At 67.0% G+C, this 12,131-nt stretch carries 6 protein-coding genes and 1 pseudogene; 3 read left to right on the top strand and 4 right to left on the bottom strand.

All coding sequences use genetic code 11. The annotated features are described in order from the left end of the window. On the bottom strand, positions 1-197 hold a 197-nt coding region (locus VXC91_RS37075), incomplete at its 3' end, for a hypothetical protein (protein ID WP_329511749.1). Positions 198-691: 494 nt separating this feature from the next. Here VXC91_RS37075 and VXC91_RS37070 point away from each other — a divergent pair. Together VXC91_RS37070 and VXC91_RS37065 are read left to right on the top strand one after the other, a co-directional pair. Further along, positions 692-3,409, top strand: a complete 2,718-nt coding sequence (locus tag VXC91_RS37070) for a helix-turn-helix transcriptional regulator (protein WP_329511748.1) — start codon at positions 692-694, stop codon at positions 3,407-3,409. 1,008 nt (positions 3,410-4,417) lie between these two features. After that, positions 4,418-6,886: a SpoIIE family protein phosphatase gene (locus tag VXC91_RS37065; RefSeq protein WP_329511747.1), complete on the top strand. Its 2,469-nt coding sequence runs from the start codon at positions 4,418-4,420 to the stop codon at positions 6,884-6,886. Positions 6,887-7,496: 610 nt separating this feature from the next. Here VXC91_RS37065 and VXC91_RS37060 read toward each other — a convergent pair. Continuing rightward, positions 7,497-9,461, bottom strand: coding sequence for a SpoIIE family protein phosphatase (locus VXC91_RS37060; RefSeq protein WP_329511746.1), 1,965 nt, complete (start codon positions 9,459-9,461; stop codon positions 7,497-7,499). 172 nt (positions 9,462-9,633) lie between these two features. Here VXC91_RS37060 and VXC91_RS37055 point away from each other — a divergent pair, with 172 nt between their 5' ends. Continuing rightward, positions 9,634-9,855 (top strand): TetR/AcrR family transcriptional regulator, encoded by a 222-nt coding sequence (locus VXC91_RS37055; protein WP_329511745.1) that lies wholly within the window; start codon positions 9,634-9,636, stop codon positions 9,853-9,855. Between the two features lie 195 nt (positions 9,856-10,050). Here VXC91_RS37055 and VXC91_RS37050 read toward each other — a convergent pair. Both VXC91_RS37050 and VXC91_RS37045 read right to left on the bottom strand, forming a co-directional pair. Further along, a pseudogene (locus VXC91_RS37050) lies at positions 10,051-10,287 on the bottom strand (ATP-binding protein); the annotation flags it as partial. Positions 10,288-10,595: 308 nt separating this feature from the next. Beyond that, a complete protein-coding gene (locus tag VXC91_RS37045) occupies positions 10,596-11,993 on the bottom strand; it encodes an FAD-dependent oxidoreductase (RefSeq protein WP_329511744.1) in 1,398 nt (465 codons plus the stop codon). Between the last annotated feature and the right edge of the window lie 138 nt (positions 11,994-12,131).

Genomic DNA, 12,131 nt, shown 5'->3' with positions numbered 1-12,131 from the left:
GCAGCGCGACCGCGCGGATCCACCAGCTCTCCCGTGGCGCAGGCCGCAAGAGCCCGGCAGCTGGCGATCTCCAGGAACACGGTGTTGCGGGCTTTGGCCTCGGACCAGCCGCCGCAGTACCGGCGGGTGCCGAAGTGCTCAATGCTGCTGCGGTGCGAGCGACGCAGTCGGCATGGTGTCCCCCCTGAGGCCGTCACCGACCTCGTCGTGCGGGCTGCCGAGTCTGCAGGTTCGCCCCGGTGTCGCTGGCCGCGACCGGCTCCGCCGCCTCCGCCCGGGACGCGACCCGCCTCGTCGGCGCGGCCGCCGCCCCGCTGGCCGCGGGTGCCGGGACCCTCCTCCTTCGGCGGCCTCCTGCGACGCCGCTCGCACCTTTGACGGGTGGCCGTGCGATCTGGTGCGTGAGCTGTCGCCGGGCGGATGGTGCCGGACAGCGCCGTCGCTCAGTTCGCTGAGTGTGCGACGCCACACCGTTGTGGGCACCCCGGCATGGCTCTCCAGCGTCTTTCCGCGACCCTCCGCAATTGAACAACAGAGTCGGCAGAGGACATGCGGCTGCGTTGATCTCTCTCAGGTGTCCGCCAATGCCCGTGACGTGCATGGTTGTGATGAGGGGCATGCGGTGCGCCGGACGGTTTTCGGGCGCTGTCGGCAGGTGGCCCAGGCGTAAAATGGATCACGGAGGCTCCCTATGCTGCGCGGCAGGACTATCGAGTGCCGAAGGCTCGATCAGCTGCTCGCCGAGGCGCGATCGGGACACAGCGGCACACTCGTGATCAGTGGCGAGCCGGGGATCGGCAAGTCGGCGCTGCTTGACTACTTGGCGGGGCAGGCGTCGGGGTGCCGCCTCATGCGTGCCGGGGGTGTCGAGTCGGAGATGGAGCTCGCATTCGCCGGCTTGCATCAACTGTGCTTCCCGATGCTGCACCAGGTGAAGGCACTGCCGACCCCGCTGCGAGATGCGCTGGGGGTTGCGTTCGGTTTGCGTGCGGGGGACTCGCCAGATCGCTTCCTGGTCGGCATGGGCGTTCTCATGCTGTTTTCCGAAGTCGCACAGGAGCAACCGCTGGTGTGCCTGGTGGATGATGTGCAATGGCTCGATCAGGCCAGCGTGCAGGCTCTGGCGTTCGTCGGTCGGCGGTTGCTGGCCGATCCGGTCTTGTTGGTGTTCGCGGCGCGTGAGATCGACGAAGGCGGCCTGGTTGGTTTGCCAGAGATGGTGCTTGCGGGGATCGACGACAACGATGCACGTTCGTTGCTGGCGTCGGTGATCGGCGGGCGGCTGGACGCGCAGGTGCGGGACCGGGTAGTGGCCGAGACACACGGCAACCCGCTGGCCCTGCTGGAGTGGCCTCGTGGATTGACACCGGCGCAGCTGGCCGGTGGGTTCCACCTGCCTGATGCCTGGCCGATGGCGAGCCGTATCGAAGAGAGCTTCCTGGCGCGCGTGAAGTTGCTTCCGCCGCAGACGCAAAGACTTCTGTTGACGGCGGCGGCCGAGCCGGTCGGCGATGTTCCTTTGTTGTGGCGTGCGGCTGAGCGGCTTGAGATCGGGGCGCAGGCGGCGGCACCGGCCGAGAGCGCCGGATTGCTGGACCTGGGTACCCGGGTACGGTTCCGTCATCCGCTTGTGCGCTCGGCGGTCTACCGGGACGCGGCACTTTCTGACCGCCGAGCTGTGCACTGCGCGCTGGCCGAGGCAACTGACCCGCAGCTCGACCCTGATCGCTGGGCGTGGCATCGTGCCCGCGCGGCACTGGGTCCCGACGAGGCAGTGGCCAGCGAATTGGAGCAGTCGGCTGAGCGGGCAGAAGCCCGCGGCGGCTGCGCGGCGGCGGCGGCGTTCTTGACGCGGGCGACCGAGCTGACACCTGATCCAGCCCGGCGAACAGCCCGCGCGCTCGCGGCCGCTCAGACAAAGCTGAATGCCTCGGCGCCTGACGCGGCGTACGAGCTGGCCACGACTGCGGAGTTGGGTCCGTTGGACGAATGGCAGCATGCCCGGCTGGAGCGGCTGCGCGGGCAGATCGCCTTCGCCCAAAGCCGCGGGGGTGAGGCTCCGCCGCTGCTGTTGCACGCGGCCAAACTTCTTGAGCCGCTCGATCCCGTCCTGGCGCGAGAGACTTACCTCGAAGCGTTTACGGCAGCGGTTTACGCCGGCCGGATCAGCTCTGACGCTGTATCAGAGGTGGCTGAGAGCGCCCAGGCCTTGCCGGCGTCACCTACGTCGCCGCGGCCGGTCGATCTTCTCGTGGCCGGCATGGCAACACGGTTCATCGACGGCTATGCGGCCGCCGTGCCACCGCTGAACCGAGCGTTGAGCGCCTTTCGCCGTGAGGACAGCGGCCAAGAGAACGGCATCCGCTGGCTGTGGACAACGTGCCGTGTCACACCCGAACCCGTCGCCTGCGACCTGTGGGACGACGAGACGTGGTATGAGCTGGCCACCCGCACGGTCAAGTGCGCTCGTGACGCCGGTACCCTCGGCGTCCTTCCCGCGGCGTTCGCCTACCGTGCGTGCTTTCATGTGCTGGCCGGAGAGTTCGCCGAGGCGTCGGCGCTGATTGACGAGGCTAATGCCATCGCCGAGGCCACCGGCAGCCCGCACGCCAGATTCGCTTCTCTTGTCCTTGCAGCCTGGCGCGGTCACCCGGCCCCTGCATTGGAACTGATCAATGCGAGTTCCCACGACGCGACGATGCGGGGCGAGGGAAGGCTGCTCGGTTGGGTCGGGTATGCGACCGCGGTGCTGTACAACGGCCTTGGCGACTACGCCACGGCGCTGCCTGCCGCCCAGCGGGCGGCTGAATATGACGATCTCGGGATCCTCGGCTTGACGCTGGTCGAGCTGATCGAGGCGGGCGTGAGAAGCGGGGGGCGCGAGGCCGCCGCTGCGGCTTTGCAGCGGCTTGAGGAGCGAACACGCGCCAGCGGCACCGAGTGGGCGTTGGGCACCCAGGCTTGCTCACGCGCGCTGCTCAGCGATGGGGAGGCCGCCGATGCCTTCTACCGCGAGGCGATCGAGCGACTGGGGCGTAGCCGTATCGCCGTGCAGCTCGCCCGCGCCCGCCTGCTGTATGGCGAGTGGCTGCGCCGGAACAACCGGCGAGTGGATGCACGCCAACACCTCCGCGAAGCCTACGAGGTGTTCAGGCGCATGGGGGCGGATGCCTTCGCCGAGCGCGCCCGTGGCGAGCTGCTGGCCACGGGGGAGACGGTGCGCAAACCCACGGCCGAACCACGCGATGCGCTCACCGCCCAGGAGGCGCACATCGCACGGCTTGCCCGCGAGGGGCACACGAACACGGAGATCGGCACCCAGCTGTTCATCAGCCCCCGCACCGTGGAGTGGCACCTACACAACGTGTTCGGCAAGCTCGGCATCACCTCCCGCAAAGAGCTCCGGTGAGCCCTCCACCCCCTGCGGCGACCGCGTCGGCCCAGCGCTATTTCCCGATCGATGGCGGACCCGCGTTTTCGCGCCGCATCAAAATCGACGCCGATGAAGCCATTTCCGGAGAAAAGGAAAAGCAACCGGGCTTTCGAAGTCGGACGTGCCAGGTCGGTACATTCAAGATGTTAGGCGCCTTCTTGCGGGCCCGGAGAGCAAAAATTCGGCTCTTCTTTTCTCCGCTGACTATGTGCGCCCAAGCAGATTCGACCTGCGCAAGGAACGGGTCGTCCTGGTTTTGAGGAAGCAGCAGAGCTGCCCGCGTTCGTGACGAGGGCTTTTTGGTGCGGCAGGGATCGCCGAATCTGCACCGATGCGGAAGTCCCTCACCGTCCGTGGCGATACCCCGCCGACTGCGGCCGGCGGACCTGCGGGACGGCGAGAGGTGGCATGGCTGGCCGCCGGGGGCGGTCAGACACGCCCGCGATCTCGTGGCCTCGGTGTCTCCCACCCCGATCACGCTTACCGTGCGTTCTATGGTGTGTACGCCGCGGAGTGTTCGATGTGGTGTCGCTGAGCATCGAAAGGCCGCGGCTCTGCGTACGACCGAGTCGCCGCAGGCCCCGGGCACGCACCCCAGGGACTTCACCCGGGACCTCCACGGGCCCCATGGGCGATCCGTGGCGCAACCGTGGCTAGAGCACGGCTAGCCCGCCGCAAAGCAAAGGGGGCCGCCCAGAAGTCCAACGTTCTCGAGGCTCCGTCCAGGAACTTACGGAGGCAACCTTGAGGTCGCGCGCAAAGGAAATCCGGACAATGAGCACGATCGGACGACGCGGGACGGCTCCGCCGTGCCAAGGCGATCTTCAGCCCCGGCCCTCACCGCGCTTCTTCACCACGGCTGGCACCGGGGCCTGATCCTGGCGGCCGTGGTGTCCTGCTGCCGCCCCAGCCGTCCCGCGGACCGGTTTACCACCGCCCATACCGACGCTGCGCAGACCTATGTACCCGATGGGATGAACCGCGATGAGCACTGACCACACGACACCCGTTGAACCGCTGAACCCCTGCGAGGAACCGCTGAACCCCCGCGAGATATTCGACGCGGCGATAGCGATGATCGACGAGCAGGGGACGCTGTTGGCATGGACGCCGGACGCTGAGCGGCTTGTCGGGTATCCGGCTGAGGACGTGGTGGGCCGGTCCGCCGTAGCCGTGCTGCCGCCTTCCCAGAACGTGCTGCGGGTTTCAGCGTTTGCCGAGCAGTGCCGTGCCCTCGGTGGCTGGTCGGGTACCGTGGCGGTCTGCCACCGCGACGGGCACACGCTCAACCTGTGTCTGCGGATATCCCTGCTGCATGGGCAGCACGGAGCGGTCCGGGGGTTGGTATCCGTGACCAACATAGGCGCTTTCTCCTCGGGGGCGACGAACGGATCGGTGCGGGAATCGCTCCTCACCCGCGCACCGATCGGCATCGTCGTTCGTGATCCGCAGCTGCGCTGCACTTGGGTCAACGACACCCTGGAGCGCGTCGACGGCGTTCCTCGCGACCAGCGGTTCGGACGCCTGTTGACGGATGTAAAGTCCGGTTTCGAGAACGAAGCACTTGAGGTAGTGATGCGGCAGGTGCTGGAGAGCGGCACCTCCGCGGTCCACGAGTTCCGGGGGTGGCCGCCGTCGGATCCGCGCCGGGAGCATGCGTTCTCGGCCTCGTTCTTCTGCCTGCAGGACGCAGACGGCCGGCCGCTGGGGGTATGCGGTATGCACGTGGACGTCACCGGCAGCCAGCAGGTGCGCGAGCGCCTTGCCATCCTCAGCGAGGCCGGCACGCGTATCGGCAGTTCCCTGGACATCATGCAGACCGGACAGGAACTGGCCGACCTTGCCGTGCCCCTGCTGGCCGACTACGCCACCGTGGACCTGGTGGAGTCCATCCCGATGGGCGAAGAGCCCCTGGCCCACATCGACTCCAACGGCGGGCGGACACCCGTCTTTCGCCGCGCCGGTGTGGCCTCCATCCCAGGGGCCCCAGAATCACCGTGGGCGCGCACAGAGAAGGTCTTCCTCCCCCCGGACTCGCCCTTCACCAGCGTCTTGTGCACGGGAAGATCCCACCTGGAACCGGTGCTGGACACCTCGGCCGGAACCTGGCTCGACCGCGACCCAGCGCGGGCCATCTTGATCCGTGAGCACGGGATGCACTCCCTGATGATCGTGCCCATCCGTGCGCGGCGTTCCATGCTGGGGGTCGCGGTGTTCATTCGCACAGAGGACCCCAGGCCGTTCCAGGAGGATGACCGGCTCCTCGCCGAGGAACTCGTCATCCGGGCCGCGCTGTGCCTGGACAACGCCCGCCAATACACTCGCGAACACACCGCGGCCCTCGCGCTCCAACGCAACCTGCTCCCCCACCGCTTGAGGGGAGGCTTCGCGGTCGAGGCCGCCTCGCGGTACCTCCCAGCCGACATGGACGCCGGCGTCGGGGGTGACTGGTTCGATGTGATCGAGTTGTCCAGCGCTCGGGTGGCCTTGGTCGTCGGGGATGTGGTCGGACACGGCATCAACGCCGCGGCAACCATGGGCCAGCTCCGAACCGCGGTGCGCACCCTCGCGGACCTGGACCTGCCGCCCGACGAACTACTGGCGCACCTCGATGACACCGTCCGGCACCTGACCGATGAGGACGCCGACGGCTTGGACGAAGCCCCCGGCGTTGTCGGCGCCACCTGTCTGTATGCCGTCTACGACCCGGTCACCGGGCGGTGCACGATGGCCCGGGCCGGGCACGTCCCACCGGCGATCATCGACCCGCAGGGCCAGGTCACCTTCCCCGACCTGCCAGCCGGAGCCCCGCTCGGCCTCGGCCTCGGCCTGGTCCCCTTCGACACCGTGGAAGTGGAACTGCCGGAGGGGAGCCTGCTCGCGCTCTACACCGACGGCCTGGTCGAGTCCCGTGACGATGACCTCGACGTCGGCATGCACCGACTGGGCGCCACCCTGGCGCAACCCGGTCGGCCCCTGGAAGACCTCTGCTCCCAAGTGACCGAGACCATGTCGACTCAGACACCATCCGACGACGTCACCTTGCTCCTTGTCCGGATCCACACACTCAATCCCACGAAGGTCGCCTCCTGGGACCTTTCGTGCGAGCCGGCCGCCGTCCACACCGCCCGGCATATGATCTCCCGTCAGCTGAGCGAATGGGGGCTGGAAGATCTCGTACCCACCACGGAACTGATCGTCAGTGAACTGGCCACCAATGCCATCCAGCACGGTACCGGCCCGATCCGTCTACGACTCATCCAGCATCACGTCTTGACCTGCGAAGTCTTCGATGCCGGCAACTGCTACCCGCACCTGCGCCATGCCCGCATCACCGACGAGAACGGCCGCGGCCTGTTCCTTGTCGCCCAGATGTCCCGCAGGTGGGGCTTCCGCTCCGCAACGGGCGGCAAGCTGGTCTGGGTCGAACAAGACCTGGCCTCGACACCCTGACACGCACACGACCCGTGCCCACCCCTGGCAGCCGAGGACGCGGTCGCAGTACCGCGTGTGTCCAAGATCAGGGGTGAGGGCCGCTGGGAGCAATTCGGGTAGTCGCCCTCGCAGACGCTGCGCCGCTGAAGGGCGGCTGCCTGCCGTACACGCGCATCGAGCCCCTGCTGGTGCCACCCGCCCGGTTGGCGTGGATCCTCGGTTTCTACAACGCACGTCGGCTACACAGCGTGTGCGATTGGAAAAGCCCGATCGACTACGAACAAGACTACTGGGCTGGCTTCACCGAGGAGCTGGCTGCGTAGGAAGGTCTCCACGAAACTCGGGAATTGACGCGGTGCACGGTGACCGGCGTCGGAGCCGAGGTGGGGTGAGGGGGAGAGGCTTTCTCCGCTTGCAGTCAGCGACTGTGACGGGGCTGTGCAATCCTTGAAGCACGCCCGGCTTGCGGACCGGCTGCTGCACGGTAGGCGGATGGCCGGTGCGGATGGCCCGCAAAGGCAGCGAGTCCAGTGAACGGCTGGGACGCCGAAGAGGGTTCACCGACCGCCACCGCGTGGTCGTCAGGCTACCGCCGGCTCAGCTCCTGCGGCCGTCATCACTGTCACTATCATGTGCGTCGGATGACCAGCACGGCCACGTCGTCGACGTGATCCACCGCGACTCCGGCGTCGAGGATCTGGTCTGCCGTCGCCTCGACGTCGAGTCGGTCGTGGAGGGCTTGGCCGGCCAGCGTTCCCGCTCGCTCCAGTCCGGCTTCCAGCGTAAGTCCCGGCCCTTCGACGACGCCGTCGGTGATCATGATCAGCGCAGTGTCCTTTTCCAGCGTGAAGGCCTCCTCGGGGTAGTCGGCCTCGGGCACGACTCCCAGGACCGGCCCGCCGGAAAGTGTGCGGATGCCGTGGCTCCCGTCGTCTCGTGCGAAGAGCAGCGGCACGTGGCCTGCGCTGGTGCCGATGACCTGCCCGTCGCGCGGATCGATACGCAGCATGGTGCAGCTGGCGAAGCGTGGTGCATCCATGGTGACGAGCAGCTCGTTGGTGCGTGTCAGCACGGTGCCCGGCTCCGGTTCGTGGGCGGCGATCGCGCGTATGGACGACCGCACCTGCCCCATGAAAGCTACGGCATCCACGTCGTGCCCTTGGGCGTCGCCGATCTCCAGTGCGACCGCACCGTCGGGCAAGCAGAACACGTCGTACCAGTCTCCGCCGACATTCAGCCCGTCCCGGCTGGGCTGGTAGCGGGCGGCGATCTCCAAACCCGGGAGGCGCTTGGGCAGTGTGGGGAGCATGCTCTGTTGGAGCGCCGTGGACAGCTCGACGTGTGCTTGTTGCAACCTGATGCGCCGCAGTGCCTGGCCTGCCAGTTCGGCCAAAGTAGTCATGAAGGCGAGCTCCTCCGGGGACGGAGGGCGCTCACTGTCGTACGTCACCGCCCAGGCCCCCAGTGGCCGGTCGCCTACCGGGCTGAGAGGGATGATCGACATGGCGACATCGGGGCCGGGCCGCGGCAAGGGCAAACTGTCTTCGTGCGGCCAACGACGAGCAAATTCCTCCTGGTTGGGGATGAACTGTGGCTGACCGGTGCGGATCGCACGGGGTAGCGGGCGCTCCTCATCCAGCGACAGGCCGTGCAGAGCGTCGGCCTGCCACGTGGGAATCCGGGCATCCGAGGAAACCCGCAGGCGCCCGTCGTCGACGACCGCGAAGAGAACGCCGATGCCGCCGAAGGCCGCGGCCAGCCGGGTCAGGACGACCTGCTGCAGCTCCTGCTCGGTGGCGGCGGTGAACAGGGCGGAGGAGAACGCGGCGATCTCTTCGGCGCGCTGCCGCTCAGCACTCACCGCGTCCAGCATTTCCTTCTGGCGCGCCTCCAATTGGGTGTCGTCGCGGATCATCCCCAAGACCCGTTCGGGACCGCCATACCCCAACTTGACCCGGCGGGTCCGGCCGGCCAGAACGCGCCAGCCTTCGTGCTCGGTAAGGAACCGCGACCTGATCCAGGGGGACTCGGCGGCGTCCGAGCGCACCAGCCGCCGCAAGCCCTTGCGGTCATCAGGGTGGACTCGCCGGATCACCATGGACAGGGACACCGACGCCTGCGGGAAAAGTGCGGCCAGAGCAGGTGCGCCGCCCAGCCACTCCACCCGGTGCTCATGGGGGGAACACATGCACAGGCCGAGGCCGGCGGACCTGGCCGCAAACCCGAACGGGATCAGCAGAGCACCCAGGTCGTTTCCCGCGTCCAACGAATGCACCCACACAAGCTGCTCACCGCCTGCGGGATCCTCCACCGGTCGCGCCTCGACAAGGCAGACCACAGACGCTCCGCCCGTCCCGGGGAACTCCAGCACACGCATCGCAAGCCTCTTCGTCGTGGCCCCGTGCGTCAGCAGGCTCTCAGCCGAAACGCGCTGATTGTCGGGCAAGAGATCACTGAAGGCGCGACCTACACACTGTTCCCACGGCCTGCCCAGCGCCGTGGCCATCGCGGGGTTGAGGCAGCGGATGACACCGTCCAGGGTCAAGAAAGCCGATGGGGTAGTCCTCTGAAGGAGTTCGTCCGATGCGTCCATCTGCCGCTCCCCGGGAATCGTCGAGCGAGACAACATCAACTAGTGCGGCGGCCGAAGCTGATCGGCCGGTATCTGCCGCGGAGCAGGTGGTGCAACTGGCTTGCTGCGGAGGGGCACGAAGCTGAGCGGTGGCCCAGCCGACAGCAGGTTTTCCTATAGTGACGTTTCCACTATGGCGGAATCGGAAGCTGTTCGGCAAAAGCGCTGCCTTGCGGCGCGCGGCGCAATGACTCGGTCACGAATTGTGGAAGCGGCTGCCGAGCTTTTTCACGTCGACGGCGTCCATGCCGTCACCCTCGATGACGTGAGGGCGGCCAGCGGTACGAGCAAGTCGCAGCTGTACCACCACTTCGCTGATAAGGACGAGCTGGTGCGTGCCGGGAGAGTTCCTTAATCGCTCACCTGGCGCGGTTTTTCTACTTCTTTGCGGATTTTTTCTGGGCTTCTCCGGTGCTGCTCCTCTGTGATTCCTTGCCTGTTTCCCGATATTGCGACGATAGCCGCGGAATGTTCTGAATAGTTGTGCCACACGCTTGAGTCGCGTCCTATCGTCCATGAGGCACTCACTTGCGCGGATGGGCGTACAAGATCACACGTCCCGTTGTCGCAGATGACGGGAAGACACGGTCGCGCACGGTATTGCCTCGAGTGATCCCGACGGCAACGGCTGTTCCCTCCAGATGACCTTGCCCGCATACGTGTAGTGCGTTCCTCGCCGGTCGGCGAGCTGAGCCACGAGCAAGAGCCCTCGTCCCCCCTCGTCGGTGGTGGCCGCGTACCGTAGATGCGGAGAGGTGGTACTGGAGTCGGAGTTCTCGCATATCAAACGGCTCCAGCGAGCACCAGGCCAGCCTACGCCGAGAGCCGTGCGCGCATGGGACCGGCGAATTCGACGAACAGCAGTGTCGCGAATCCGGCGAACGCCGCGAAGAAAGAGAGCAAGCTCTGGGTTCCCGACGAACTCCAGGGCGATGGCGACCACTGCGGGCACGACAATTCCCGCTCGGACCGCTCGTCGCAGTGCCGAGCCTTCACCGTCGCGCTCACGGAGCCGCTGGAAGACTCGCACCCGCGCGGCCCTCCAACGTTTCCCGGGCCACACGCCTGCAGGACGGCTGCACGTCGGAAGCCTTGTTACGTGTCGGCTCGGACAATGGTGGCCAGGACGTCGTTGAAGGCCTCGGTGGAGGTGGGATGGGTATAGACGGCGTCGCGGAGTTCGGCCGCCCTGATGCCGTGCCGTATGGCCAGCGCGACGGTGTTGATCAGTTCCTGCGCGTCGACGCTGAGCAGGGCGGCGCCCAGGATCTCGTCGGTCTGGGCGTCGATCACGAACTTCATCACCCCGCGGGTGTCCTCGACGATGTAAGCGCGCGGCATCGCGATGATTTCCGCGACCGGCTGGCTGGCGATCTTCACCCGGTGCCCGGCCGCGCGGGCCTGGGCTTCGGTGAGCCCGACGGTCGCCAGTGGCGGGGTGATGAAGACGGTGTGGGGGATGGCGACTCGATCGGCGGTGGAGCGCTTGCCCTCGCCGATGAGCTGGTCGAGGACGATACGGCTGTCGTCGAGGGAGATGTAGGTGAACTGCGGCCCGCCGTTGACGTCGCCGAGGGCGAAGATGTGCGGCTGGCTGGTGCGCAGGTGTTCATCGACCTCGACCGCGCCGCGCTCGGTGGTGCGCACTTCGGCGGCTTCCAGCGCCAGGCCGCCGGTGGCCGGTGCGCGGCCGGTGGCGGCCAGGATCGCGTCGGCTTCCAGGGTGTGCTGTCGGCCGTCCTTTTCGTAGACGACGGTCGCGGAGGTCTCGCCGTCACGAACTTCCGTGACGTGCGCACCGACGACGATCTCGATGCCTTCATCCACCAGGATGCCCTCGGCGACAGCGGCAACGTCGTCGTCCACAAGGCCGAAGATCTTCGGAGCTGCCTCGAGCACAGTGACCTGGGATCCGAACTGCCCGTAGATCGAGGCGAATTCCAGGCCGAGGTACCCGCCTCCGATGATCGCCAGCCGTCCCGGCAGGATCGTCGTGTCGATCAGTTCAGTGCTGGTCACGGTGTACTGGCTGGCCCGCAGACCGGGGATGTCCAGGACGATCGGTTCGGACCCGGTGTTGATCAGGATCGTCTCGGCGGTGATCGTCAGGCGGCCGTCGCCGGACTCGACGCTCACGGTGTGCGGGTCGGTGAACGCGGCCGTACCGGTGATCACCGTGACGGTGTCCATGCCGTTGAGCCCGTCGTAGTTGCCGCCGCGGAACATCTTGGTCAACGTCTGCACCTCGCTGACGGAGCGCTCGTACCACTCCTGCGCCACGTCCTCCGGACGACGCTTGCGGGAATGGTGGACAAGAGCCTTGGTCGGCACACAGCCGACGTTCGGGCAGGTGCCGCCGTACATCCTCTCCGACCGCTCGACCAGCACCACATGCTTGCCGAGCCGGCCCATCGTCGCCGCCACCGTCTTCCCGCCCTTACCGAACCCGATCACGAGCACATCGGCATGAAGGTTTCGGTCCGTGGTGCCCATATTCGCTCCCACTTCGAAGTAGCTGATGAGTGAACCAGATGAAAGGGATCACCAGGCAAGCGATTCCTGCCGAACGCATGTTCACCTCGCGTCTGGCGAGGATGCACCGGCGTTTATGCCGGTGAGGAATCGCCTCCT

This window comes from Streptomyces chiangmaiensis (assembly GCF_036281785.1).
GTDB classification, from domain to species: Bacteria; Actinomycetota; Actinomycetes; order Streptomycetales; family Streptomycetaceae; genus Streptomyces; species Streptomyces chiangmaiensis.
This window is presented reverse-complemented; position numbering and strand designations above follow the sequence as displayed.

Excerpts from the sequence above, each read along its gene's own strand:
- VXC91_RS37070 (WP_329511748.1), top strand. The coding sequence starts at position 692 with ATGCTGCGCGGCAGGACTATCGAGTGCCGAAGGCTCGATCAGCTGCTC.
- VXC91_RS37065 (WP_329511747.1), top strand. The coding sequence starts at position 4,418 with ATGAGCACTGACCACACGACACCCGTTGAACCGCTGAACCCCTGCGAG.
- VXC91_RS37060 (WP_329511746.1), bottom strand. The coding sequence starts at position 9,461 with ATGGACGCATCGGACGAACTCCTTCAGAGGACTACCCCATCGGCTTTC.
- VXC91_RS37055 (WP_329511745.1), top strand. The coding sequence starts at position 9,634 with ATGGCGGAATCGGAAGCTGTTCGGCAAAAGCGCTGCCTTGCGGCGCGC.
- VXC91_RS37045 (WP_329511744.1), bottom strand. The coding sequence starts at position 11,993 with ATGGGCACCACGGACCGAAACCTTCATGCCGATGTGCTCGTGATCGGG.